Raw genomic sequence first — 24,479 nt, 5'->3', positions numbered from 1 at the left:
ACCGGACGGGCCCCTTCGGCGTCTCGAGGAGTCCGGGCCCGGTCCTGCGTCAGTCGCGGGTGAGGCGGCGGTGGGTGACGCGGTGCGGCCGCGCGGCGTCGGCCCCGAGGCGCTCCACCTTGTTGGCCTCGTAGGCCTCGAAGTTGCCCTCGAACCAGTACCACTGGTCCGGCTCCTCGTCGGTGCCCTCCCACGCGAGGATGTGGGTGGCGACCCGGTCGAGGAACCACCGGTCGTGGGAGACGACCACGGCGCAGCCCGGGAACTCCAGCAGCGCGTTCTCCAGGGAGCCGAGGGTCTCGACGTCGAGGTCGTTGGTGGGCTCGTCGAGCAGCAGCAGGTTGCCGCCCTGCTTGAGGGTCATGGCCAGGTTCAGCCGGTTGCGCTCTCCGCCGGACAGCACCCCCGCCTTCTTCTGCTGGTCGGGTCCCTTGAACCCGAACGCGGAGACGTAGGCGCGCGAAGGCATCTCGACGTTGCCGACGTTGATGTAGTCGAGGCCGTCCGAGACGACCTCCCACAGCGACTTGCTGGCGTCGAGGTTCGCGCGGTTCTGGTCCACGTAGGAGATCTTGACGGAGTCGCCGATCCTCAGCTCCCCGCCGTCCAGCTCCTCGAGGCCCACGATGGTCTTGAACAGGGTCGACTTGCCGACGCCGTTGGGGCCGATGACGCCCACGATGCCGTTGCGCGGCAGGGAGAAGGACAGGCCCTTGATGAGGCTGCGGTCCCCGAAGCCCTTCTGCAGGTCCTTCGCCTCGATCACGAGGTTGCCCAGGCGGGGCCCCGGGGGGATCTGGATCTCCTCGAAGTCCAGCTTGCGGGTCTTCTCGGCCTCGGCGGCCATCTCCTCGTAGCGGGCCAGGCGGGCCTTCGACTTCGCCTGGCGGCCCTTGGCGTTGGAGCGGACCCACTCCAGCTCGTCGGCGAGGCGTTTTGCCTGCTTGGCGTCCTTCTTGCCCTGCACCTCCATGCGGGCGCGCTTGGTCTCGAGGTAGGCCGAGTAGTTGCCCTCGTAGCCGTACAGTCGACCGCGGTCGACCTCGCAGATCCACTCGGCCACGTGGTCGAGGAAGTACCGGTCGTGGGTCACGGCCATGACCGCGCCGTGGTAGTCCTTCAGGTGCTGCTCCAGCCACAGCACGGACTCGGCGTCGAGGTGGTTGGTGGGCTCGTCGAGGAGCAGGAGGTCCGGCTTCTGCAGCAGCAGCTTGCACAGGGCCACGCGGCGGCGCTCGCCACCGGAGAGGACCTTGACGTCGGCGTCCGGCGGCGGACAGCGCAGGGCGTCCATCGCCTGCTCCAGCTGGGAGTCGAGGTCCCAGGCGTTGGCGGCGTCGATGTCCTCCTGGAGCTTGCCCATCTCCTCCATGAGGGTGTCGAAGTCGGCGTCCGGCTGAGCCATCTCCTCGGAGATCGCGTTGAAGCGGTCGACCTTCGCCTTGATCTCGCCCACGCCCTCCTCGACGTTGCCGAGGACGGTCTTCTCCTCGTTCAGCGGCGGCTCCTGGAGCAGGATGCCGACGGTGTAGCCGGGGCTGAGCCGGGCCTCGCCGTTGGACGGCTGGTCGAGGCCGGCCATGATCTTGAGGATGGTGGACTTGCCGGCCCCGTTGGGCCCCACGACGCCGATCTTCGCGCCGGGATAGAACGACATGGTGACGTCGTCCAGGATGACTTTGTCGCCCACGGTCTTGCGGGCCTTGGACATTGTGTAGATGAATTCCGCCATGCCCTCAAGGCTACCCCGCTCCGCGGCGGCCGACGGGCGGCCGCCGGGCGCGGACGGAGCGGGGGCGGAGCGGGGGCGGCGGCACCGCGCCCCGGCTCCGGCCCTGCTCCGGGACGGCTTCGTCCGGGGGCTGCTCAGGTGGCGGCGGGCTGGCGCCGCGAGCGCCGGCCCGGGCCCGCAACGCTCCCGAGGAGCTCGCCCGTCTCGGGGTCGACCTCCTCCGGGACCGCCGGATCCCCGTTCTCGCCAGAGGTGTCCTCGCTCTCACCCGACGGGTCGGCCCGCGTCGCCGCCGGACGGTCCGGGGAACCGGTCCCCGTGGCGTCCTCGGGCTGGGCGGCGGGTTGGTCCCCCGCCTGGTCCGCGGTGGGCGAGGAGCTCACGGTGCGCTGGAAACATGCCGTGCCGAGCGCGAGGTCGTGCCCGATGGACACCGCGTCCACGTCCACGGCCGTGTTCCGCCCGTGCTCGCCCTCCCGGAACCGGACCTTGAGCTTGCCGACCACCAGCACGGGCTGGCCCTTCTTGACACTGGTCAGTGCGTTGAGCCCCAGGGAACGGAACGCCTGGACGGAGAACCAGTTGGTGTGCCCGTCCCGCCACGAACCTGCCTGCTGGTCGAACCAGCGCGGGGTGGAGGCGAGCCGGAAGGTCACCACCACGGTGCCGTCGGGCAGGTTGCGGGACTCGGGATCCGTGGCGACGTAGCCGCGGACGGTGATCTGCTCGGTCATCGGGAACTCCTCTGGACGGCGGCCGTTCCGGCCGGTGCTGGCCCCGGTGGCGGGGTGCACCCAGCGTCCTGCCGGACCGGGGGCCGCCGCGGCGGGGAAGCCCCGGTTGTGGACGGCAGCCGTCCGCGCGTCCGGGGACCGCGTCCTGTGCAGTGCGACCGCCGCTCGGGCGCGCCACGGCGCGCGAGCGCCCGTCAGTCGATGTCGGCGGCGTTCCAGGAGATGACGGCGAGGGGCTCTCGGCGCCTCTCCTGCTCGTGGGAGCACGCCCAGCACCACGGGCCGTGGAGGGGTGGGGCGCCGCACTGGCAGAGTCGGATTCGGGCCATCGGACTCACCTCGATGTTCGTTGCAGTGGCCTGGCAGGTGGCGGCCTGCCGGAAGTCATCCTGCGCGGGTGTCCTCACCCCTACTACCGGCGCGGGAGCTCCTGTGGATGCAGCGGAGATCGATCTCTCGTGGCCCGCACGGCGGCCGGCCCGCCGGAGCGGGAGCCGTTTCCCCCGGTTCCGCAGGACGCCCCGCGGACCGGGGCCCTTCCTCCGGCCGGCGGGGCGTCGCCCGCGGGCGTCGGCAGGGACGTCCCGACGGCAGGGAACCGGTGGTGCCGGTGCAGTGCGGCCCCCGGGCCGGGTGCGGCGGTCGGCGCCGAGGCGCTCTCGCGTGACCCGGCGCCGCGCACCGCTGCCTGCCCGCGGGGCGCCCCGCGTGGCTAGGCGGCGTGCCCCGGCTCGACGACGATGCAGTCCTCCCGGAAGTCGAGGTGCATGCAGTGCAGGTCGACGACGCCCCGGGTGATCGCCTCCAGTTGCTGCGGGTCGATGTCCGGGCCGACGTGCCGCACGATGAAGTCCCGGGTGTCCTCCGCGGCCTCCTCCACCGTGTCGTAGTGGTAGTAACGGGCCCCCCTGCCCGTCCACTGCCTGATGATGGTGACGCTCATGGTTCCTCCCCCTGAATCGGATCCGGACGCGTGGTCCGGGGCCGCCCCGGGCACCCCGTCCGGGAACTGCGGCCGTCCCGGCGGGCTGCCGCCGAGGTCGTCGCCGAGGTGCTTCCCCGGGTCGCCGTCCGTCCTGGCGCGGACGTCGGGTGACCGGATCTCCGCACCCCTCGCTGTGCTACTTAACGTATGCGAATTCACAGGGTGGTGCTTGTCCACACTTTCGCCACCTCGTGGGCCGCTGGGAGACGGAGGAGGCGCGGTGGGTCGCCGGCGAGGTGGTCCCGGACACGAGACGACCCCGCGCCACCGGCAGTGATGCGGTGGGGCGGGGTCGCAGCGGTGCCCCAGGAGGGAGTCGAACCCCCGACCAAGAGATTACCGATCGGGGGTTTACGTTGGGTGTCTGCACATCCCTGGACATGACATCCGCCGCACGATCATAGGGATACCGGGTGATTTGCCATGACGCTACCTGACGGCACATTCCGGTGTTTTCGTTGGGTATTCGTTGGGTGCATGCGCCATTTAGCTTGCGTGCGAGCTCTAGTCGTCGAGGACGTCGTACGGGTGCCGCCAATCCGACTCGTCCCGCAGGATCGGCTGCACCCATGTCTCGGGTATGAACACGTCAAGAATGCCGAGCGAGCCACAGTCGCGCCAGAACTCTACTAAAGGGCCGCGCTCCGTCATCAGCACCTTGCCATCCACCACGACTACCCCGAGGACGGTGGGGATGCGGGCACGCCCATAGGGCTCCTTGTTGTATGGGTAGCGGCTCGCACCAGCGCCCGGCGTCATGCCCGGCGCTGATGCGGCCGCTGCTGCGTCGAACTGTTCGGTGGTGAGAGTCATGCAGGCAGGCGTACACGCCGGCGCGGACACGCTAACTAACCCGTCGAAACCATGCCGACAGGCACTCAGCAAGCGCCTGGCCCGCCGATTGGCTCACCGTGGACGAGGGCGAACTCTACGAGGGTCCCGAGTTCGCAACCGTGACGACGAGTTCGGCGTGAAGCTCATGTGGACCCCAGACGAGATCCGCTTCGGGCTGTCCAGTGACACGAGCATCGACATGCTGACCCGCGCCGAATTGCTGGGGCTACGCTCGTCCATCGACAAGGCCCTCCTCGCTGAGGAGAAGCTCACCGACTGACACCTCTTAAACGGATAAGGCCCCCGGCAACCATGCCGGGGGCGCACCCGTGAGGCTATAGCACTAGGAAAAATAACGAGCCAATGACATCTCGAAAATACTCTCAGGTAGTGACGCCACAATAACGGCATGCCATACAAACTGGCTCAACTACCCAGCGCGTCATGGGCGCCGATAAGCTGATTCGTATAGCAAATTATTTGTACCCGGAAAGGATGTACTGACACTACACATTACCGCCTCATCGGGCATCGTCATCACTGACAACATAGCGTGCCACAAATGCCTATCGTCTCGCCCAGAAGATAGAGCGCATCACGCTCTAGGCGCTCCTGAACGCATGGCAGGAAGTCAAAATGAATACTTCAGAGACACGCTCACACACTCGGCGCCTGCGCCTTTCAGCAGCAGCTCTGTGCGTGGGTGCCTTGATTCTACCCGCAGCGGCTATTACGCCTGCGGAAGCGGCCGTAACTCATTACGGATGCACCATGAGTGCTAAAACACCCAAGGATTCAACCAAGGGAATCGACTACCGCCAAACAATCACAATTAGCGCCCATGTCACCTGCAAAAAAGATACTAAAGTGCAAGTGGCGTTTCAGGCTTACGAAAACGACGGCCCCCCTAATGCCAAGAACGATCGTATCGGCGGATGGAGACTCTCCCCCGCAGATAATGCGAATCCGAATTGGAAGTGGGTAAGAAAGGATACGTCGACTGTTTTTGAAGTCACTCTCCGCACAGTGGACTGGGACGACGACAATATAGGAGATTTCTTCCATCGACCAAAGTTTAGAATCGTTCTAAACGACGAATATTGGTCCACCTGGTCCAAAGAGGCTGAGTCGCCCATACTGCGCCTACCTTGGGATGGCTGATATCCACAGCCGACACTTGATCTGCCACGGACATCAACAATAAGATTCACCCAAAATGAACCATTCAATGACAGAGGTTTCATCATGCCCAGCAACCAGGGCCTCCAAAAACGGATCAGGCCTGCCGTGCGCAGAATAGCCCTCATTTCCGCCTTAGGTTTCGCCGCCACCGCTGGCCCCCTAGCCGTTGCACCAGCGGCCGAAGCAACAACGACGCGGGGCGGATGCACGCTCCACCCGCTGACGCCCATTGTCGCCCCGGATCCAGACCCGAAGGACGGCGAGTGGAGGATTAACTACCGAATAAGTTTGGATTGTGCAGCAGATCGACGTCTTAAAGTTCAGCAAGAAATTTATGTAGTTACACCCCGTCGATCCATGAGAAAGGGTGACACAACACACACTCGCACCTTTAAGGACACCGGAGGACAATTCAGATTAAACACGATAAGCAGACTCCCGGACACAGGAGCCGAACGCGAGGACGTGTATCACAGGATCCGATTCATCACCCGATCCCGCGACGGCAAATGGGATAGTGGCTGGACTGAGTGGGATAATAGTAAGACAGCCACCTTCAAACACAATAAATAGAAATCCATCCACGTAAAGATGGCAGGGCCTTGGAGAAACACACCTCAGAGGCCCTGCCAACATTTTCGGGAGAATTGCTGGCAGGGCCCCGGCCTATTTACGTTTTATCGGCGTACGCCCAGTACCCCTGTGCCCGCAACTGCTCCTGGACGACAAACGTGTTGCGAATAATGTCCATCCACGCCCCGAAGTGCTTCCGATCATGCAGGTGCTCATGCGCCCAGTCATGGACTGCCATCGACCAAGCGTTGTAGTCATCCCACCGCTCCTGATTGAACTCCACCATCCACCTCGGCACAGCCGGTCTCATCTCGTCCGGTTTCCGCTGAGGGCGAGCCATTACGCGGCCCCGTCGTCGACAATGCGGTAGCTACGCGGCCCCGTGGGCTCCTCCTCGGAACGTCCGCGCCGGGATCCCCTCGAGGTGTCCTCCACAAGCGGGATGCCCAGAGACCTCACCAGCCGGTCGAGCGTTGCCCGCTGACCGGCTGTTGCTGCTCGAGCCACCACACGGCCCACTGATCAATCAGCGTGCCGCCTATTGGATCTTACAAGAATTCACGCATGGGTCCCCCAATAACCTCGGGCGCGTAGCTCGTCCTGCGTCGCGTAGATATTGCGGGTTAGCTCGACCCATGCCCCGTAGTGCTCCCACTGGAACAGGTTCTCCTTGATCCAAGCGCGGACCGCTGTGGACCACTCCCGGAATCCCCCGGGCCAGTCTTCCGGGCGAAACTCCACCACCCACCGGGGAACGGCTGGTCCCTGCTCCGCCGCGCTCCGTTGCCGGCGTGCCATTAGTGCCCCCTGATCCGTAGAGCGTTAGAAACAACGTCCATCCAGGCACCCAGGTGCTCGGATGCGGACAGGTTCGCGTCCGCCCAGTCAAAGACGGTGCGCTGCCACGCCCCATAGCCCTCATCGGAGTCGCCCCAGCGAGCGGAGTCGAACTCCACCACCCAACGCGGGACAGCCGGACCCATTTCGTCTTCCCTGCGCTGCCGAACCGCCATCAGGACCCGTCCTCTACGATGCGGAACGAGCGCGGCCCCTGCGGCTCGTCGCCCTTCCCGCGACGGGTGCCCCGGGAGGTCCCCTCCACCAGAGGGATACCCAGGGACCGCACCAGCCGGTCAAGGGTCTGACGTTGCATGCGGGCCTCCCTCAACAGAGGATTCACCACCCGCCCCTGAGGCGACGTCTCCGTGAGCGGCTGGTCTGCCGCCTCACTCTCCAAGCGGTCAAGCGTGTCCATCACCCGGCACGCCTCAATCAGTACGGCCTCTTCGGCTGGACTCAGTTCGTAGTCGTCCAACACTCGTCGCCAAAATCGTTGACCAGCGGCACCCAGGTTTCGGGGTGCCCGCCTTCTCTTATTAGTCATGCTTAGTTCCTCCATAAACTTTCAATCACTATTGCTTCACAGCCCTATTCGGCCCTTAGGTACCGTTCTCCCCGCTATTAGACGGGCTGATATCCGTTACAGCGAGCCAAAATGCTGAACCGCCCAACGCCGATCTAACGGCCTGAAATCCGCGCAACTTAGCCTGCATACCATTAGGGTCCCGCCAAGCCCCCTGGGCGTCTCTAAGAGCCGTACAGGGGCAAACTTCCACGGTTCGACACGGGGATATCGGCTCAGTGCCGTGGGTGAGCCAACCCCCAGTACGGGGGGCTCTGGTGGGGGCCACCCTTTCGTCTTTTACCCGTCTCGTGTTTAGTCGGCGGTGCGCTTGTACCATTCGCGGGTTGTCACTGGCTTTTCTATTCCTGCCGATGTCCCATTACCGGGTTGTGGTCGTGCTGCGCCTGGTGCTGGTCGTCGTGCCGCTCGTGTGGCTCTGCCAATGGCGTTCGCGGTGTTGCCTGTTCGTCGTGTTGACTCGATGTGCTGTTGTGCTGCGAGCTTCGCTCTGTAGTCGTTGGCATTCATCGACCCTCTTGATGCATTGCACCTTCGACAGCAGGGTTTGATCTCTCCGAGCACGTGTCCGCCTGCTGCTACGGGCTCGACGTGATCGGCTTCGCAGGAGTTGGGCAAGCCTGGTGTGGTGTAGTCCAGTGCTGCCCCACAGAGCCAGCATGGGAGGTTGGCCTTCCGCCATCGGCGCTTGTGCCTGTCCCGGTATTCCTTCCACGTTCGGTGCTGCCTGTTGATGGTCATGTGTGGTGCCTGTGGTGCATGTGGTCTCCGTGGGCATAGGCAGTGCCCCAGGTGTACGGGTCACCTGGGGCACTGCGGTCTACTGCTGGGGGTGGTCGTTAGTTGACGACTACCCGGCTGCCACGCTTAGCGGGCTGGGACTGCTCCAGGTTCTCGGGGTCCTCGGGGTCCCACTCGATCTGGCGGATGCCGTACCCGTTGTGCACCTGCTTGATCTCCATAGGCCGGGGTGCCCGGTATGCCTGCGTGTCATCCAGGTCAGCCGGGGCGACGATCTCCACTCCGAGTGCGAGGAGCGCGGACCAACGGCGGCAAGTGCCGTCCACCTTCGCCCATGCCTCGTATACGCGGCGTCGGTGTGCGTCTCCGGGGTTGGTGGCGAGCGGGATGACTCGATCCGGGGTTGCGCCGGCCCAGCCTGCGAGGTTCGCGGCTTCGGTGAGGACGGTAAGCGACTGGTCCAGGGTCGCGGCGTGCTGCTGCGCCTCGAGCCAAGCAACCCGATCCTTCTGCGTCATCTTCACGACTGCGCCCGCGTCGGTCTCGGGGTCCACGGTGGTCGCGGCCTTCGTGAACTTCTGTGCGGCGTCGTTGAAGGTCGCGGCGGCGGCTTCGTAGACCTCGGCGGCGACCTCGCTGTATGCCTTGTATGCCTCCGCGTAGATGACATCGGCAACGCCGTTGCGGACGGTGGCGGTTTCTACGGGGCTGGTGCTGGCTGCGGCGAGGGCGAGGACGTGGAACGTCTGGAGGTCCTTGGAGTCACAGAGGACGGCTTCTGCCACGAGAGGGGCGAGGTTGTGGTCCACAGCCTGATAGCGGCTCCAGGATGCGGCGATGGCGTCGAGGGCCTGGCACTGGGTTCCGGTGGCGTCGAGGACAGCGCTGGTCTTGGCGAGGTACTGGGAAAGGTGAGCGGCGGTGATGGTGTTCAAGTTGTTCTCCTCAGAAGTTGTTGTTGTTGAGGGCGGCGCCGACGATGGCCGCAAGCGCGGCGTCGTCGTTAAGCGCTATGGGGCGGGCCTGCTGCCGTGGTGCCTGGTGGTCGCCTAGCTTCTCTTCGTGCTCGTCCTGGTTTGCGTTCTCGAGCGTCTTGCGGAGCAGGGTCTCGATGTCGTTGTTACGGGTCACGCTGCGTTCCTCCGGTTGGTCTCAATGGCGTCTGCGATGTCATTGGCGAGCTTCCATGCGCCGGCTTCGGTGAGCGTGCACAGAAGCTTGTTATTGGCGAATACTGCGGTTCCGGTTTCGGTGCCGCCATCAGGGTCCGTGATGAGCGCCGGGATTGCCTTTATGCCTTCGGATTCCGTACGGGTCCGGTTGTAGAACGAGGGCTTAGAGACGAACACTGGTGTCCTTTTCGTGTATCTCGGCTAGATCGACTAAGCGGTCTGCCACTTCGTAGATGTCTGCGTGCGGGATGAATACGGAGTTGGAACCGCGCCTGAGCCATACCCCGGGAACCTTCGCCCCGTTCGCGCCTTTGTGAAAGGCGTAGTAACGGATGTGGGTTTCTCCGGGCGTAAATTGCGTCATGAGGCTTTACCCGTTGATGAGGTTTGCGGCGGCTGCGATGATGGCTGCAGCGATACCGATGATGGGGCTCACGATGATCTTCACGCGGCCCACCCGGTGGCCCGATTTGTGTACTGCGCCGTGCTCGCCAGTGCCGCCGCCTTGAGCGTGTCCGCCCACTCGCCTACGACATCGAGCGGGAGCCACCCGCCCGCGTTGCCCGGGGATGTGAACCTGATGCCGGGCCTTCCGGGACCGTTCGCTGACGGCTCGAAGTTCCACGTTGCGGCTTGGTATCCCCGGAAATACTCCCGGTAGTGGTACAGCTCCATTAGTTCCCTCTCTTGAGTAGCTTCCGCATGCGCGAGCGGTAGTAGTTGGCTGCAGCGTGCTGACCCCTGTTGTCTGCTCGCTCTATGGCTCGGATGATGCGGAGCGCGGTGGTCATGCGGCGCCCAACTCATATGCGTCATGGCGCGGACAGAGCTTCGATGAAGGATCTGCCACCTCGGAACACCCGAAGGTGTGGCACAGGATCGGAGGTAACCCCGTCAGTGGCGAGTCATTCCGCACCGTGTTTCTTGGCGTACGTGGAATGTCAGCAACAGGCCAAGATGTAACTTCCTTGTCTAAGGCCTCGCCTCTCCTCTCTCTCACCTCTCCTCCGTCGGTCACGCGGCTGTCACGTGACACACGTTCAAGAGTGGAATTGACCTCCCCCGTCTCGTGGTCGACCTCGAGGCTCTGCTTGTGTTTGGCGCGGGACTTGGCTTGGCGCTTGCGGTCGTTCTCCCTCCGAGATTCCAGTGTTGCTTCGAGCTTGGCTGCACTGGTTTGGTATTTCCGGTACTCGGTGAGGAGCCAGCCGTTGTCCGTTTTCTCCATGAGCCCAGAGGCGATTAATTCCTGCACGTCGGTTGCCTTGGCCCTCGGGATCAGCTCGAGGTCGTCGCGTTCGATCACGCCGTCCGTGCGGTTCTCCACGCACCAGGCGGTGGACGTCACTAGGAGCCTGTGTGCGGCATCAGAAAGCCGGTGAACACGGCGGTCCATCAAGTAGTGACACGGATACCTAGAATCCACAGGTGCCCCCTCTCGGCATGGTCGAAGGCGTTCCCTCGCATAGATCGTTTGACCTTGTTCCACGTTGCTGTATGGTGATCAGTAGTTGTCATCGTTAGCCTTCCCAGGCCTATCGGTGGTATGGGCCTGATGCGCTTGCTTGCCGGCGTAGCATCGGGCCCTTTGTCTTTCTTCATCCACATTCGCGGCTGCTTCATTACCCGTGGGATCTGCGTATTTGATCGCGCTTACTAGTTGTACTGCCCAGGGAGGTTGGTTGAGGTGCGGCGACTTATCATCGTCGGTTGATGCATGAGGAGGGCCTCCTGCGTTGGAGTGGAGCTGTCTAGGTTCCGCATCCGACGAGGAGGCCCTCGATGTCCCACGCTAATGCCGCGCTCACGCCACGCCAACGCCTGCGGATCGCGCGTTTGATCGTCGACGACGGATGGCCGGTGGCCCACGCTGCAGCCTTCTTCCACGTCGCTTGGCCCACGGCCAAGCGTTGGGCCGACCGCTACCGGGCCATGGGTGCGGCCGGGATGGGCGACCGGTCCTCGCGCCCGCACCGGTCCCCGACCCGCACCAGCCCGCCGGCGGTGAAGAAGATCGTGGCCCTGCGCTGGCGCCGGCGCCTGGGGCCGGTAGCCATCGGCGCGATTCTGGGGATGCCGGCTTCCACCGTGCACGCGGTGCTGGTGCGGGCGAAGGTGAACCGGCTCCACCACATCGATGTGCGCACCGGGGAGGTGGTCCGCCGCTACGAGCACGACAAGCCCGGGGCGATGATCCACGTGGACGTGAAGAAGTTGGGAAACATCCCCGACGGCGGCGGGTGGCGCTACGTCGGCCGCGCCCAGGGCAGTCGCAACCGGCAGCTCACGCCGGGGACCGGGCGGTCGGCCAACCACAAGCCGTTGCTGGGCACCGCGTTCGTGCACACGGTCATCGATGACCACTCGCGGGTTGCCTACGCCGAGATCCACGGTGATGAGACAGCGGCCACCGCGGTGGGCGTGCTCTACCGGGCGGTGTCGTGGTTCGCCGCCCGCGGGGTGGCCGTGGAACGGGTCCTGTCGGACAACGGCTCCGCCTACCGCTCTCGGACCTGGCGGGCGGCCTGTACGGAACTGGGCATCACCGTGAAGAAGACCCGCCCGTACCGGCCCCAGACCAATGGCAAGATCGAGCGCTTCCATCGGACCCTGGCCGAGGGATGGGCCTTCTCCCGTCATTACCCGACCGAACACGCCCGTCGGGCGGCGCTACCGGGTTGGCTGCATCACTACAACCACCACCGGCCCCACACCGCAATCGGCAACCACCCACCCATCACCCGATTGACCAACCTCCCTGGGCAGTACAACTAGTCGCGGGTCAGGATTGAATGTGCCTTTGCCGATCTGCTCGGCCACACGCTTGGCCTTGGATCGGCTGATGGGCTGCCCCTCGTCCCGGTAGTAGTCGAAGATTGCTTGCGCTGCGTCTTTCAGAGAGCGCGTTTGGGTAGGGACTTCGAGCAAGTGCCCTGCTCTCTCCCGAGGAAGCCTCAGGGGTTAGTGCTGCTAGTTCGTCTCCCGCCGGCCCTCCTGGAGCCACTGCTCCAAGTCGCTTGGCATGTAGAAAACGAGGTGACCCCTCTTGATATAGACGGGGCCGGTACCGCGGTGGCGCATCTGCGCTAGTGCCTGCTCGCTGAGACCGAGCCATGCCGCAACGTCCTTGCTGCGGACGGGCTTCTCGATTGTGTCCATCTGTGTGATTCACCTCCGACCTTCACGTTTTCAGGTATGGTTACCTGACTAAACTTCACGTTACTTGGTGGGAGATCGCATGTCAAGTAGCTAGATATGAAAACCTCACTTTTTTTCAAGTTCGGTACTCTGGACACATGACACAGACCATGCCGCAGCTCATCGGGGACCACATCCGGGCATTACGCCAGGCCCACGGCCTCACGCTTGATGACATCGCGACGGCTGGCAAGCGTTTCGGCGCGAAATGGAGTCCCAGCAGGGTCCGCAGGATGGAACTGGGCGAGGGTTCAATCACGGTCGAAACACTGCTGCTGCTCGCGCTTGCATTGTCGACAACGACCAAAGCTCGGGTGACTCCTTCCGACCTCCTGCAGACGAACCTCACAGTCGAGTTGACTCCACCTTTGGAACTCAATAACGAGGAACTGCAGGACGTCCTGCTCGGGCGGTTCGCCAATCCGGACGACTACGCCCTCGACACCAATGATGAGCATCTAATGGCGGCCATCAGGAAGTCGTTGGCGACTATTGACGTATTCATCGATGTCCTAGGCGAAGACGTCACCCGCGAGACGGTTAAGGATGGATGGGCGCAGTACGGCCTGGCCGATCAGCGCGCGAGCAAGAAACTGGGCGTCAGTGACACGACGTTGCTCGCGTGGTCGATCAAACTTTGGGGGCATCCGCTGTCGGTCGAAGCTGAAAGCCGCGCCGGGGACGATGCGACTCCACAGGCGAAAGGCCACCACACTCGGGCGCTCATCCAGGAGCTTTCCGAAGCCATGAGGGAACAGTGAGCCCGCGCCCTCCCCTGCCCATCGGTGCCCACGGTCGCATCAGTATCACGACCTCACCGAGTGGTGCCTACGTCGCGAAGGCCAGGTTCCGGGACTATGACGGGCGCACCAGGCTGGTTGAGCGTGCCGGTAAGTCGAAGGCCGCAGCCGAACGGGCTCTCAAGCAGTCATTCACAGACAGGGCTATCCCGTCCGGGGATGAAATCAACGGCGACATGCGGATTCAGGCCCTAGCTGCTGCTTGGTGGGTTGGGTTCGTGGACAGGGACAAAGCGCCGGCCACGGTCCGCCGCTACCGCGAAGTCTTGGACAGCTACATCCTCCCCAAACTCGGCGGTGTCCGCATCAGAGAGGCATCTGTGGGGCTGCTGGACAACGCACTGAAGTCCATCTCGGAGAGGCACGGCGCATCAACGGCGAAACTCTGCCAAACGGTGCTGCGGCAGATGTTCGCCCTTGCGGCCCGTCGCGGTGCTGTCCCCACGAACCCAATGCGGGACGTGGAGCCCGTGAGCGTCCCCAGGAAGGATGTTCAAGCACTCACGGTCCCTGATGTCCACGAGCTGCGTTCCAGAGCCACAGGGGACGTTTTGGACGTCTTGGACGTCCTGCTCGCGACTGGTGCCCGCATCGGTGAGGTGCTGGCGATCCGGTGGCAGGACGTAGATCTCGGGCCGGGCAAGCCGCGGGTGTCGATCACCGGAACCGTCATCCGCTCCCCCGCCGGGCTCGTGCGGCAGGACAGACCCAAGTCCCAGGGGTCAATGCATCGGCTGTATCTACCGGACTTCGGCGCTGACGTCTTCCGCCGCCGGCAACGAACCTCCGACTTCGTATTCCCCAGTGCTGCGGGGACGCTATGGGAGCCGACCAACTTCCGGAAGGTGTGGCGGGAGGCCATGAAGGCGGCAGGTTACGGGCACGTCAACCCGCACCTCATCCGTGCCACAGTGGGCACCCGTCTAGCAAGGGCTTCCGGTGTGTCTGCTGCATCTGCGCAGCTCGGCCACTCGTCCGAGGCGATCACCATCAAGCACTACGTCGAGAAGCTGGCGGACGCCCCTGACGCGACAGACGCGCTTGAGGTCTTCGGCAAATAAACGTTGGGTTAGTGATGGATCGACCGCCTCCGACCAAATAACGAACCCCCTCCCACTGGCATCTTGCCTAGTGAGAGGGGGTTTATTGTGCCCCAGGAGGGAGTCGAACCCCCGACCAAGAGATTAGAAGGCTCCTGCTCTATCCACTGAGCTACTGGGGCGGGCCGCCCGGGACCGCGTCCCGGGCACCGCGGTCGAGTTTACCAACTCGCCGGGGCGGCACCGGTCCCTCAGATCACGGCGCTCTGCACGAGGGGCTGGTAGCGGCCGCGGAAGAGCCGTCTGGTCGCCGGGTCGATGAACCACAGGTACACGCCGTAGGAGAGGGCGACGACCGCCGCGATCAGCCGGCCGGAGCTGAGGTCCAGGTCCAGGTACGGGAAGACGTCGAGCTGGTCGGAGACGGCGTAGATCATGAAGAAGACGGTGAGGAAGAACAGGATGTCGACCTGCCAGTCGCTGCGGATGCCCGTGACGGCGAACAGCGGGATGAGCCACACCACGTACCAGGCCTGGATGATCGGGGAGAACACCACGATCGCGGCGAACGCCCAGGTCAGCCGGCGGATGATCCGCTCGTCCCGGCCCACGAACATCAGCCAGAGGACGACGGGCACCGCGAGGGCCTGGCCGACCGAGTGGGTCACCTCCCGCCACTGGCCCGAGTCGGCGCCCACGGCCGCGGCCAGGGTGGTGGCGAGCAGGCCGGCGAGGCCCACCGGGGCGTACCAGATGGACACCGTGCCGGGGGTGGACATGGCGGCGACCCAGCCGAAGCCGAAGCCGTTGACCTCGCCCATCAGCCAGAGCAGGGCCACCGAGTAGGCGAGGACCAGGAACCAGACCGCGAAGCGCCGGGTCCACGAGGCGCTCCTGCCCGCCCACAGCAGGCCGATGAAGGGCAGGAAGACGAGGGTGATGGGCTTGATCGCCACGGACAGGGTGACCAGCGTGGTGCCGAGGAGGCCGCCCTTCCAGTTGCGGTGCACGGCGGCCGCGTAGGTGCCGCCCAGGGCCAGGGCGATCATGATGGCGTCGTTGTGCACGGAGACGATGAAGGTGGTGAGGAAGAGGGGGTTCGCCACGCTGAGCCACAGGGCCCGCGCCGGGTTGATGCCGTGCAGCCGTGCGAGCCGCGGGATCAGCCACATGCACGCGATCACCGCGAGCACGCACATGCCCCGGAACCAGAGCACCGCCGCGTCCGGGTCGGCCCCGGTCACGGCCACCACGAACTGCTCGAGCCACAGGAAGAGCGGTCCGTAGGGCGGCGGGGACTCCGACCACATCTGGTCCGCCCCCAGCTGGAAGAAGTTGTCGATCGTGGAGACGCCGTGCTCGTAGGGGTTCAGCCCGTTGGCCATCACCCTGCCCTGGCCGATGTAGGAGTACACGTCCCGGCTGAACAGGGGGATCGTCACGAGCATGGGGGCGGACCACGCGGCGATGGCGATGAGCACCCACCGGCCGCTGCCGGGCCCCCACCGGTTGAGCTTCTGCCCCAGCCGCAGCCACTCGCGGGTCAGGAGCATCCCGCCCACGGCGAGCAGGAGGATGGCGACGATCACCCCGGTGGTCGTGAAGCGCATGCCGATGATCACCGGCGCCTGCCGCAGCGGGGAGACGGAGGCGAGCCAGCCGACGCCGAGCGAGCCGACGAACAGCATGACGGAGCCGAGGGTGCCCATGAGCACGGTCCGCAGCAGCGAGCCGGAGTCGTACCCGGACCTGCCGGGGCTCCCGGCCGGCTCGGCGCCGTCGGCGCCCCCGCCCGGCGCCGGCGTCCTGGAAGTGGTCTGCACTGCTCTCCCGATGCGCCCGTCCGGTGGCTGCGGGCGCCCCGGCTGGGCGCAGCACGGACCCGTGGTCGCCCCGATACTATCCCCGGCTCCTCCGGGAAACCCCGACGGGCCACGGCGGGGACCGGCGGCGTCGGGGCGGCACGGTAGATTGTCCGGGTGGCTACTTCGAACGGACGCATAGTGTGGATCGACTGCGAGATGACGGGACTGTCCATCGAGCAGGACGCCCTCATCGAGGTCGCGGCGCTCGTCACCGACGACGAGCTCAACGTCCTCGGGGAGGGCGTCGACGTCGTGATCCGCCCGAGCGAGGAGTCGCTGGCGCAGATGGGGGACTTCGTGCGGAACATGCACACCTCCTCCAAGCTGCTCGACGAGCTTCCCTCCGGTCTGACGATGGAGGAGGCGCAGGAGCAGGTCCTCGCCTACATCAAGGAGTGGGTGCCCGAGCCGGGCAAGGCGCCGCTGGGCGGGAACTCGGTGGGCACGGACCGCACGTTCCTGGTGCGCGACATGCCGGAGCTCGTGGCGCACCTGCACTACCGCGTGATCGACGTCTCCACCATCAAGGAGCTCTCCCGCCGGTGGTTCCCGCGCGCCTATTTCCAGGCCCCGCCGAAGACCGGCAACCACCGGGCCCTGGGCGACATCCGGGACTCGATCGACGAGCTGCGGTACTACCGCCGCGCCGTGTTCGCCGCCGAGCCGGGGCCGGACTCGGCGACCGCGAAGGGCATCGCCGCCGAGATCTCCGCCTCCCGCACGGGCGCCTGAGCCCTCCGTCCGGCGCCGGGGCGTCCGCCCCGCCGGTCGGGCGGGCCTACGTGGTCCGGGGCGCTCCGGGAATGCGGTACACTCGTATGCGTTGCCCAGCGGAAGCACGGTCTTCCGGCGGGCGTTCATGGTGGGCGTAGCTCAGTTCGGCAGAGCGCCTGGTTGTGGTCCAGGAGGTCGCGGGTTCAACCCCCGTCGCTCACCCACTGTGAAAGGCCGTCCCGAGGACTCGGGACGGCCTTTCGTCGTTCCCGGTCCGGTTCGAAGGGGCGCAGGCCCCGGCAAGTCGAAGGAAGTGCGTCATGGCCGTCCGCCCCGTGGTGATCACCGGCGATCCCGTCCTCCACCGCCCCGCCGCCAAGGTGGCGCAGTTCGACGACGAGCTGCGCGCCCTCGTCGAGGACATGTACGAGACCATGGACGCCGCCCACGGCGTGGGGCTCGCCGCCCCGCAGATCGGCGTGGGGCTGCGGATCTTCACCTACGCCTTCCAGAACGACGACGACGTGGCGCCGCGCGGCGTCCTCGTCAACCCCGTGCTGACCCCGGGCAAGATCTCGCAGGACGCACCGGACCCGGACGAGGAGTCCGAGGGCTGCCTGTCCGTGCCCGGCTACAGCTGGCCGCTGAAGCGGGCGGACTGGGTCCGGGTCGCCGGCTTCGACGTGGCCGGCCGACCGGTGGACTTCGAGGCCACCGGGTGGTTCGCCCGCGTCATGCAGCACGAGTACGACCACCTGGACGGCAAGCTCTACGTGGACCGGCTCAACGACAAGTGGTCCCGGAAGGCGCGCAAGGCGGTCAAGGTCGAGGGCTGGGGCCGTGGCGGCCACACCTGGACCCCCGGCGTCGACGAGGACCCGTTCGGCCACTGAGTCTCCCGCGCGCACCGGGGGCCAGACTCAGTCCTCGGTGCGCACGACGACGAGCTCGCCCGCCGAGCGGGCCGTGGGCTCCGTCAGCTCGGCGTGCCAACGCTCCTGCGCCGCCGAGAGCAGCTCCTGCGGAGTCTCCGGGCGCTCGCCCTCGGCGGCGCGCTCCACGAGGTGCCGGGCGAGCAGGCCGCGGGTGTGCTTGGCCATGTGGGACACGACCTGGCGCCTTCCGTGCCGTTCCCGGACCACCTTCACCCCCACCGTCCGCTCGCGCGGACCGCGCCACGCCGCCGCGTAGGCGGCCGACCGGCAGTCCACGACGAGCCCGTTCCCGGCCGCCGGCTCCAGCACCGCGGGCAGGTGGCGCTTCCAGTGGGCCGCGAGCCTGCCGAGCCCCGGCAGCTCGGCGCCCATGGACAGACGGTAGGCGGGGATCCGGTCGTCGGGGCGCACCGCGCCCCAGAGCGCCGAGACGACGACGAGGGAGGCCGCCGCGGCGGTCCGCTGCGCCCGGGTCATCCCGGCCGGGTCGAGGGCGTCGTAGAGCACCCCGGTGTAGACGCTGAGGGCCGGTGCGGCGGGCTCCCTGCCCAGGCGGGTGTTGCGCTCGACCTCCCCGCGCAGCCGCTCCCCCACGCCCAGCACCTCGAGCGCGTCCGCGCGGGCGCTCGTCGCCGCCAGCTCGGCGAGCACCTGCTCGCGGGCGGGCGCGAGCTCGGGGAAGGACAGGACGGCGGGGTCGACGGGCGCCCCTGAGCCTGGGGCGGTCTTGGTCTCGGAGGGCGGGAGGAGGATCAGCACCCGCAGAAGTCTAGTGACCCTGCGAGAGCAGCGGCGCGCGCCGGCGGGACCTGCCGACGGGACTGGCCGGCGGGACGGGTTGCGGGCATGCCGGCGACCGTTCGAGTCACACCGACGGCCGGTCGGAACGCGCCGCGGGCGGGTCCGGGCACCCCGGCCGGCGGGTAGGATGGGCGGCGGACAGGTCGGCCGGGTGACCGCGGGCCGCGCAGCTCCGGCTGTCGCGGCGCGAGGAAAGTCCGGGCTCCGCAGAGCAGGATGGTGGGCAACGCCCACTCGGGGAGACCCGCAGGAAAGTGCCACAGAGAACAGACCGCCCACCCCCGGTCCGTCCGGGCGGCGGGTCAGGGTGAAAAGGTGGTGTAAGAGACCACCAGCGCGCCGGGTGACCGGCGCGGCTCGGTAAACCCCATCCGGAGCAAGGCCAGACAGGGTGCGTCCGAGGGCTGCTCGTCCGAGCACCCGGGTAGGCCGCTCGAGCCCACCGGCAACGGTGGGCCTAGATGGATGGTCACCAGCACGGCACGGGCGACCGGCCGTGCGCACAGAACCCGGCTTACAGGCCGGCCTGTCCCCCGCTCCCTTCCGGCTCCCTCCGGTGCCACTCCGGCATCAGACGGCCCCAGGAGACCTCAGGAGCGGACGAGGACCACCCCGCACTCGGGGCACGTGAGCACCTCGTCCGCAGCGGCCGCCCGGAACGCCGCGGCGTCCGTGGGGCTGAGCGCCGTACCGCAGGACCCGCACGCGGTGCCCCGCAGCTCCGCCGCCGCCGGCCGCTCGGTGCCGCGCCCGGTCCGGATCTTCTCGTACCGCGCCAGCAGCCCGGGATGCCCCACGCCTCCCGCGGCGGCGGTGCGCGTGCCGGCCAGCTCGCCCCGCTCGGCCGTCAGGGCCCGGCCCTCCGCGTCCCGGGCCTCGACGCGACGGCGGGCCTCCGTGTCGGCCTCCTTGAGCCGCGGCGTGATACGGGCACGGTGGGCGACCGCGTCCTCGAGCTCCTGCATGACCTCCAGCTCCGCCTCCTCCGCCTCGGCCAGCTGCCGGGTGCGGGTGTCGATCTCGTGCTGCAGGCCCATGAGGTCCTTGGCGGAGCCGCCCTGCTCGAGGCGCCGGCGGTCCTTCTCGATCGAGGCCTGGACGCGGGCGACCTTCTGCTCGGCGGCGGCCAGCCGGGCGCGGATCTCCTGCTCGCCGGACTCGAGCTCCTTGGCGGTGGCGATCGCCCGGGCCCGCAGCTGCAGCGCGGCGGCGACCTCGGGGTCGGTCTTCAGCTCGGCGATCCGGGCGGCGATCCGGCGCAGCCGGGCGTCGACGCGCTCGAGCTCCAGCAGGGCTCGTTGCTGCTCGGGCGTGGCGGTGCTCATGCGGGTCCTCCTGCGGTCGGTGCGGCGGGGTCGGCGGCGAGGTCGTGGACGGGACGGGAGGGGTGGTCGTGGTCGGCGTGGTCGATGCGGAAGTCCCAGGGGTCGGAGCGCCGTGCGGAGACGTCGACCCGGACGTCGTGGCCGCGGGCGGCGAGCGCCTCCCGCAGCGCGGCGGCGCCCACGGGCAGCCACAGCCACTCGCTGGCGAAGTGGGAGAGGTCCACGAGGTACGGGGTGCCGCCGGCGCCGGGGCCCGTCGCGGCCTCGCGCGCCTCGGACGCGGGGTGGTGGCGAAGGTCCGCGGTCACGTAGACGTCGGCCCCGGCGGCCCGCACCTCGTCGAAGAGGGAGTCCCCCGCTCCCCCGCACACCGCGACGCGCCGGACGAGGGCGTCGGGGTCCCCGGCCACGCGCACGCCGTGGGCGGTGGGCGGCACGGCATCGGCCAGGCGCTGGGCCAGCTCCCGCAGGCGCACGGGCCGCACCAGGTCCCCCACGCGCCCGATGCCCACGGCCGGATCGGCGGGGTGGGGCGCGAGGGGCGTCGTCGTCGTGAGCCCGGCGGCGCGCGCCACGGCGTCCGAGACGCCGTCCGGGGCGGAGTCCGCGTTGGTGTGGCAGGCGAGCAGGGCGCACCGGTGCTCGATGAGCTCGTGCACCACGGCGCCCTTGAAGCCGTCGGCGGCCACGGACGTCACGCCGCGCAGGAGCAGGGGGTGGTGGGTGACCAGCAGGTCGGCGCCGGTGGACACGGCCTCGGCGACGACGTCGGCCACGGGGTCCACCGCGAACAGGATCCGGCGCACGGGCTGGTCCGGGCGGCCGGTGACGAGCCCGCTGGCGTCCCAGGGCTCCTGCAGGTGCAGGGGCCACAGCTGCTCGACGGTCTCGAGCACCTCCGAGAGGGAGGGGGCGGGCCCGGGCGGGGACGTGCTCTGCTCGCTCATGCGCCCCAGTCTAGGAGTCCGTCGCGCACCGGCCGCCGAGGCGGGCACGGAGGGTCCCGTGCCGGACGCGGGAATGATGCGGGCCGCGCGGTGTTGTACGGGTCATGGCCTACTCCGCGCACGACGACGCACACCCTGTCCCCGCTCCACGCCCCGCCGTCGGGGACCCCGCCGCGCCTGTGACCTTCGTGCTCGCGGGTGGGTGCTTCTGGTGCCTCGACGCCGTCTACCGGATCACCCGGGGAGTCACGTCCGTGGTCTCCGGGTACACCGGCGGCGACCCCGGGCGCGCCGACTACTACGCGGTGTGCTCGGGCACGACCGGGCACGCGGAGGCGGTCGCCGTGACCTTCGAGCCGTCGGTCGTGCCGGCGGACGTGATCCTCGACCTGTTCTTCACCGGTCACGACCCCACCACCCTCAACCGGCAGGGCTACGACGTGGGCACCCAGTACCGCTCCGCCATGTTCTGGGCCGACGAGGCGCAGCGGGAGCTGTTCGAGCAGTCGATCCGGCGGGCCCAGCCGGCGTGGGACCAGCCGATCGTCACGACGCTGGAGCCGCTGGGACCGTTCTGGGAGGCCGAGCCGGAGCACCAGGACTTCTACGCCCAGCAGCCCTGGAACGGCTACTGCCAGGTGATCATCAACCCCAAGCTGGCGAAGGTCCGGAAAGGTTACTCCGCGTGGCTTACCGCGTAGTAGCAGTTGCGGTGCCTGGCTAGGCTGAGCTAGGACCGCGCCGCCGCGGGCCCCCCAGAGCGCCGGCGGCCACAGCACCACCCGGATCCGACAGAGAACCGACCACGCAGAAACCGAGGTACGCACATGCCGAAGATCTACAACGACGTCACCGAGATCGTGGGCCGCACCCCGCTCGTCCACCTGAACCGGCTCGACGAGGGCCTGCCCGGCAACGTCGCCGTGAAGCTGGAGTTCTACAACCCGGCCCACTCCGTCAAGGACCGCATCGGCGTGGCCATCATCGACGCCGCCGAGAAGTCCGGGCAGCTGAAGCCGGGCGGCACGATCGTCGAGGGCACCTCCGGCAACACCGGTATCGCCCTGGCCATGGTCGGCGCCGCTCGCGGCTACAAGGTCATCCTGACCATGCCCGAGACCATGTCCACGGAGCGCCGGGTCATGCTCCGCGCCTACGGCGCCCAGATCGTGCTCACCCCGGGCGCGGAGGGCATGCGCGGCGCCGTCGAGAAGGCCCAGGAGATCGTCGACAGCACGGAGAACGCCGTCCTGGCCAAGCAGTTCGCCAACGAGGCCAACCCGGCGATCCACTACGCGACCACCGGCCCGGAGATCTGGGAGGACACCGACGGCGAGGTCGCCGTGTTCGTCTCGGGCGTGGGAACCGGCGGCACCATCACGGGCGCGGGCCGCTACCTGCGCGAGCAGAAGCCGGACGTGCGCCTCGTCGTCGTCGAGCCGGCCGACTCGCCGCTGCTCACCGAGGGCAAGGCAGGCCCCCACAAGATCCAGGGCCTGGGGGCGAACTTCATCCCCGACAACCTCGACCGTACGATCTACGACGACGTCTACGACGTCACCGTCGAGGACTCCGTGCGGGTCGCCCGCGAGCTCGGCACCAAGGAGGGCATCCTCGGCGGGATCTCCTCGGGCGCCATCGTGTGGGCCGCCCTCCAGGAGGCCGCCAAGGAGGAGAACCGGGACAAGCTGATCGTGGCGATCGTGTGCGACTTCGGCGAGCGCTACATCTCCACCCTGCTCTACGAGGACATCCGGGGCTGAGCCGCGCCACGGGCCCACGACCCGTCCCCGCCGGGAATAGCGCCGCCTGCCGGTGACGTTGCGCCCGGTGGTGGGCGGGTCGTTCCCGTCCGCGCCCCATCACGTCCCGCCGGTACCGGCGGGACAGGACCCCGCACCCGGAAGAACAGAGGAAGACCGTGAGTTTTTGGAGCAGACTCGCCGAGGACCTGCAGACGGCCCGGACGCACGACCCGGCCGCGCGCTCCCGGGTGGAGATCGCCCTCAACTACTCGGGTCTGCACGCGATCTGGGTGCACCGCCTGTCCCACCGGCTGTGGCAGCACCCCGACCGGCGGCTGCTGGCCCGCACGGTCTCCCAGCTGGGCCGCTTCCTCACGGGCGTGGAGATCCACCCGGGCGCGACCATCGGGCGCCGCTTCTTCATCGACCACGGCATGGGCGTGGTCATCGGCGAGACCGCGGAGATCGGCGAGGACGTGATGATCTATCACGGGGTGACCCTGGGCGGGCGCTCGCTGGAGAAGGTCAAGCGGCACCCGACCGTGGGCGATCGCGTGGTGATCGGCGCCGGCGCGAAGATCCTGGGCCCCGTGGAGATCGGTGCCGACTCCGCCGTGGGCGCCAACGCCGTGGTGGTCAAGGACGTGCCGGAGGACTCGATCGTCACCGGGATCCCCGGCAAGGTCCGCCCGCGCACCCCCGAGAAGCAGCAGCCCCTCGTGGACCCCTCCACCTACATCGACCCCGCGATGTGGATCTGAGCCCGTCCCTCCCCGCCCCTCCGCACGTCGTCTGCGCCTCCCGCTGTTGACGGGCTCTGGCGTCCCGGTCCACCCTGGTCCGGGGGGGTGCGCGCATGGCACGGCTCGATGACCACAGGATTGCCTCCGCCGCGCGGAGACGTCGGTGAGCCGCCCCCGCGGGCGCCCCGCCGTCACGCGCAGCGGTTGCCTCGGGCCGGGCCTGCCGTACTTCTGTGCCGGCTCCGGTCCGCCTCTCGTCCTCCTCCCGGGACTCAGCGGACACCACCGGGTCCCCGAGGGCATCGAACTGGCGCTCGAGCTCGGCCAGGTGCGCCCGTACGCCGTGAGCCGCACCGTCTGGTGGATCACCAGGCGCCACGGCCTCCCCGCCGGTGCGACCATGGCCGACCTAGCCACGGACTACGCCGACGTGCTGCACGAGCTGTTCGCGGAACCGGTCGACGTGGTCGGCGTGTCCACCGGTGGCAGCGTGGCGCTCCAGCTCGCCCTGGACCACCCCGAGTGCGTCCGCCGGCTCGTGCTCGTCGCCGGCGCCTGCCGCCTGGGCCCGACGGGCCGCGCGGCCCAGAGGGAGTACGCCCGCCTGCTGGCCGCACACCGCCCCCGGAGCGCCGGCGCACTCCTCATGCCGCTCCTGGCCGCACGCCCCCTGACCGGCCGCCTCCTCGGCGCCCTGGGCTGGGTCCTGGGCCCCTGGACCGCGGGGGCGGCGGACCCCGACATGCTGGCCACCATCGCCGCGGAGGACTCCTTCGACGCCGGGAGCCGGCTCCCCGGACTCGCCTGTCCGCTGCTCGTGGTCGGGGGCGGGCGCGACCGCTTCTACGGCCCCGCGCTCTTCGCGGAGACGGCCAAGGCCGCCCCGCAGGGCCGGCTGGTCCTGTACCGGACGAAGGGCCACCTGGGCACGGCGACGGACCGCCGGCTGGGCCCCGACGTCCGGTCCTTCCTCGACGCGCCGTGAGCCGC

The 24,479-nt window shown here is 67.7% G+C and carries 23 protein-coding genes, 2 tRNA genes and 1 other RNA gene; 13 read left to right on the top strand and 13 right to left on the bottom strand.

Going from position 1 to position 24,479, the window contains the following annotated elements:
• Nucleotides 1-49 precede the first annotated feature (49 nt).
• The 4 genes from ettA to ACYVM4_RS16460 all read right to left on the bottom strand — a co-directional run bounded on the left by ettA (nt 50) and on the right by ACYVM4_RS16460 (nt 4,264).
• Nucleotides 50-1,732, bottom strand: a complete 1,683-nt coding sequence (ettA, locus tag ACYVM4_RS16475) for an energy-dependent translational throttle protein EttA (protein ID WP_460669237.1) — start codon at nt 1,730-1,732, stop codon at nt 50-52.
• 134 nt (nt 1,733-1,866) lie between these two features.
• Complete coding sequence (locus ACYVM4_RS16470; protein WP_460669236.1) at nt 1,867-2,466, bottom strand: single-stranded DNA-binding protein; 600 nt, start codon at nt 2,464-2,466, stop codon at nt 1,867-1,869.
• A gap of 712 nt (nt 2,467-3,178) precedes the next feature.
• Nucleotides 3,179-3,409, bottom strand: coding sequence for a hypothetical protein (locus ACYVM4_RS16465; RefSeq protein ID WP_368819936.1), 231 nt, complete (start codon nt 3,407-3,409; stop codon nt 3,179-3,181).
• 546 nt (nt 3,410-3,955) lie between these two features.
• On the bottom strand, nt 3,956-4,264 hold the full coding sequence (locus ACYVM4_RS16460; RefSeq protein ID WP_460669235.1) for a hypothetical protein: 309 nt from the start codon (nt 4,262-4,264) through the stop codon (nt 3,956-3,958).
• 166 nt (nt 4,265-4,430) lie between these two features.
• Between ACYVM4_RS16460 and ACYVM4_RS16455 the strand changes: the two genes are divergently transcribed.
• Nucleotides 4,431-4,565, top strand: coding sequence for a hypothetical protein (locus tag ACYVM4_RS16455; protein WP_460669234.1), 135 nt, complete (start codon nt 4,431-4,433; stop codon nt 4,563-4,565).
• A 356-nt stretch (nt 4,566-4,921) separates the two neighbouring features.
• On the top strand, nt 4,922-5,446 hold the full coding sequence (locus tag ACYVM4_RS16450; RefSeq protein ID WP_460669233.1) for a hypothetical protein: 525 nt from the start codon (nt 4,922-4,924) through the stop codon (nt 5,444-5,446).
• A 2,856-nt stretch (nt 5,447-8,302) separates the two neighbouring features.
• On the opposite strand, the gene ACYVM4_RS16445 is transcribed toward ACYVM4_RS16450, so the two are convergent.
• From ACYVM4_RS16445 to ACYVM4_RS16430, 4 genes are all read right to left on the bottom strand, one after another.
• Nucleotides 8,303-9,139 (bottom strand): hypothetical protein, encoded by an 837-nt coding sequence (locus tag ACYVM4_RS16445; RefSeq protein ID WP_460669232.1) that lies wholly within the window; start codon nt 9,137-9,139, stop codon nt 8,303-8,305.
• A 10-nt stretch (nt 9,140-9,149) separates the two neighbouring features.
• The gene (locus ACYVM4_RS16440) at nt 9,150-9,335 is read right to left on the bottom strand and encodes a hypothetical protein (RefSeq protein ID WP_460669231.1); all 186 of its coding nucleotides are present in this window, start codon (nt 9,333-9,335) and stop codon (nt 9,150-9,152) included.
• A complete protein-coding gene (locus ACYVM4_RS16435) occupies nt 9,332-9,553 on the bottom strand; it encodes a hypothetical protein (protein ID WP_460669230.1) in 222 nt (73 codons plus the stop codon). Before ACYVM4_RS16435 ends, ACYVM4_RS16440 begins: the two co-directional genes overlap by 4 nt.
• A gap of 610 nt (nt 9,554-10,163) precedes the next feature.
• Nucleotides 10,164-10,703 (bottom strand): hypothetical protein, encoded by a 540-nt coding sequence (locus ACYVM4_RS16430; RefSeq protein ID WP_460669229.1) that lies wholly within the window; start codon nt 10,701-10,703, stop codon nt 10,164-10,166.
• A 455-nt stretch (nt 10,704-11,158) separates the two neighbouring features.
• On the opposite strand from ACYVM4_RS16430, the gene ACYVM4_RS16425 reads away from it, so the two are divergent.
• From ACYVM4_RS16425 to ACYVM4_RS16415, 3 genes are all read left to right on the top strand, one after another.
• The gene (locus ACYVM4_RS16425; RefSeq protein ID WP_460669228.1) at nt 11,159-12,151 is read left to right on the top strand and encodes an IS481 family transposase; all 993 of its coding nucleotides are present in this window, start codon (nt 11,159-11,161) and stop codon (nt 12,149-12,151) included.
• Nucleotides 12,152-12,672: 521 nt separating this feature from the next.
• Nucleotides 12,673-13,335 (top strand): helix-turn-helix domain-containing protein, encoded by a 663-nt coding sequence (locus ACYVM4_RS16420; protein WP_460669227.1) that lies wholly within the window; start codon nt 12,673-12,675, stop codon nt 13,333-13,335.
• Entirely contained in the window at nt 13,332-14,435 is a 1,104-nt protein-coding gene (locus tag ACYVM4_RS16415) for a tyrosine-type recombinase/integrase (protein ID WP_460669226.1), read from the top strand. Before ACYVM4_RS16420 ends, ACYVM4_RS16415 begins: the two co-directional genes overlap by 4 nt.
• A gap of 88 nt (nt 14,436-14,523) precedes the next feature.
• Here the strand turns inward: ACYVM4_RS16415 and ACYVM4_RS16410 are convergent.
• Nucleotides 14,524-14,596, bottom strand: a tRNA-Arg gene (locus ACYVM4_RS16410).
• 69 nt (nt 14,597-14,665) lie between these two features.
• A complete protein-coding gene (gene mptB, locus ACYVM4_RS16405) occupies nt 14,666-16,237 on the bottom strand; it encodes a polyprenol phosphomannose-dependent alpha 1,6 mannosyltransferase MptB (protein WP_460669225.1) in 1,572 nt (523 codons plus the stop codon).
• A 156-nt stretch (nt 16,238-16,393) separates the two neighbouring features.
• Between mptB and orn the strand changes: the two genes are divergently transcribed.
• From orn to def, 3 genes are all read left to right on the top strand, one after another.
• On the top strand, nt 16,394-17,011 hold the full coding sequence (orn, locus tag ACYVM4_RS16400; RefSeq protein ID WP_368819934.1) for an oligoribonuclease: 618 nt from the start codon (nt 16,394-16,396) through the stop codon (nt 17,009-17,011).
• Nucleotides 17,012-17,141: 130 nt separating this feature from the next.
• Nucleotides 17,142-17,215: transfer RNA gene (locus ACYVM4_RS16395), tRNA-His, on the top strand.
• Between the two features lie 98 nt (nt 17,216-17,313).
• Nucleotides 17,314-17,886 carry a peptide deformylase gene (def, locus tag ACYVM4_RS16390; protein WP_460669224.1) on the top strand — a complete coding sequence of 191 codons (573 nt, stop codon included), beginning with the start codon at nt 17,314-17,316 and terminating at the stop codon, nt 17,884-17,886.
• A gap of 27 nt (nt 17,887-17,913) precedes the next feature.
• On the opposite strand, the gene ACYVM4_RS16385 is transcribed toward def, so the two are convergent.
• Nucleotides 17,914-18,687: a YaaA family protein gene (locus ACYVM4_RS16385; protein WP_460669223.1), complete on the bottom strand. Its 774-nt coding sequence runs from the start codon at nt 18,685-18,687 to the stop codon at nt 17,914-17,916.
• A 181-nt stretch (nt 18,688-18,868) separates the two neighbouring features.
• Here ACYVM4_RS16385 and rnpB point away from each other — a divergent pair.
• An RNA gene (gene rnpB / locus ACYVM4_RS16380) (RNase P RNA component class A) lies at nt 18,869-19,262 on the top strand.
• Between the two features lie 57 nt (nt 19,263-19,319).
• Here the strand turns inward: rnpB and ACYVM4_RS16375 are convergent.
• Entirely contained in the window at nt 19,320-20,054 is a 735-nt protein-coding gene (locus tag ACYVM4_RS16375; RefSeq protein ID WP_368819931.1) for a zinc ribbon domain-containing protein, read from the bottom strand.
• Entirely contained in the window at nt 20,051-21,001 is a 951-nt protein-coding gene (locus tag ACYVM4_RS16370; RefSeq protein ID WP_460669222.1) for a Nif3-like dinuclear metal center hexameric protein, read from the bottom strand. The genes ACYVM4_RS16375 and ACYVM4_RS16370 overlap by 4 nt, the downstream gene beginning before the upstream one ends.
• Nucleotides 21,002-21,105: 104 nt before the next feature.
• Between ACYVM4_RS16370 and msrA the strand changes: the two genes are divergently transcribed.
• The 4 genes from msrA to ACYVM4_RS16350 all read left to right on the top strand — a co-directional run bounded on the left by msrA (nt 21,106) and on the right by ACYVM4_RS16350 (nt 24,474).
• On the top strand, nt 21,106-21,702 hold the full coding sequence (gene msrA / locus ACYVM4_RS16365; protein ID WP_460669221.1) for a peptide-methionine (S)-S-oxide reductase MsrA: 597 nt from the start codon (nt 21,106-21,108) through the stop codon (nt 21,700-21,702).
• Between the two features lie 126 nt (nt 21,703-21,828).
• Nucleotides 21,829-22,764, top strand: coding sequence for a cysteine synthase A (gene cysK, locus ACYVM4_RS16360; protein WP_368819928.1), 936 nt, complete (start codon nt 21,829-21,831; stop codon nt 22,762-22,764).
• Nucleotides 22,765-22,922: 158 nt separating this feature from the next.
• Nucleotides 22,923-23,507, top strand: coding sequence for a serine O-acetyltransferase EpsC (gene epsC, locus ACYVM4_RS16355; protein WP_368819927.1), 585 nt, complete (start codon nt 22,923-22,925; stop codon nt 23,505-23,507).
• Nucleotides 23,508-23,652: 145 nt separating this feature from the next.
• Nucleotides 23,653-24,474, top strand: coding sequence for an alpha/beta fold hydrolase (locus ACYVM4_RS16350; RefSeq protein ID WP_460669220.1), 822 nt, complete (start codon nt 23,653-23,655; stop codon nt 24,472-24,474).
• The last annotated feature ends 5 nt before the right edge of the window (nt 24,475-24,479 follow it).

The sequence above is a fragment of the Kocuria himachalensis genome (assembly GCF_054784195.1).
The sequence above is the reverse complement of the archived record's forward strand: the minus strand, read 5'-3'. Positions and strand labels throughout refer to the sequence as shown.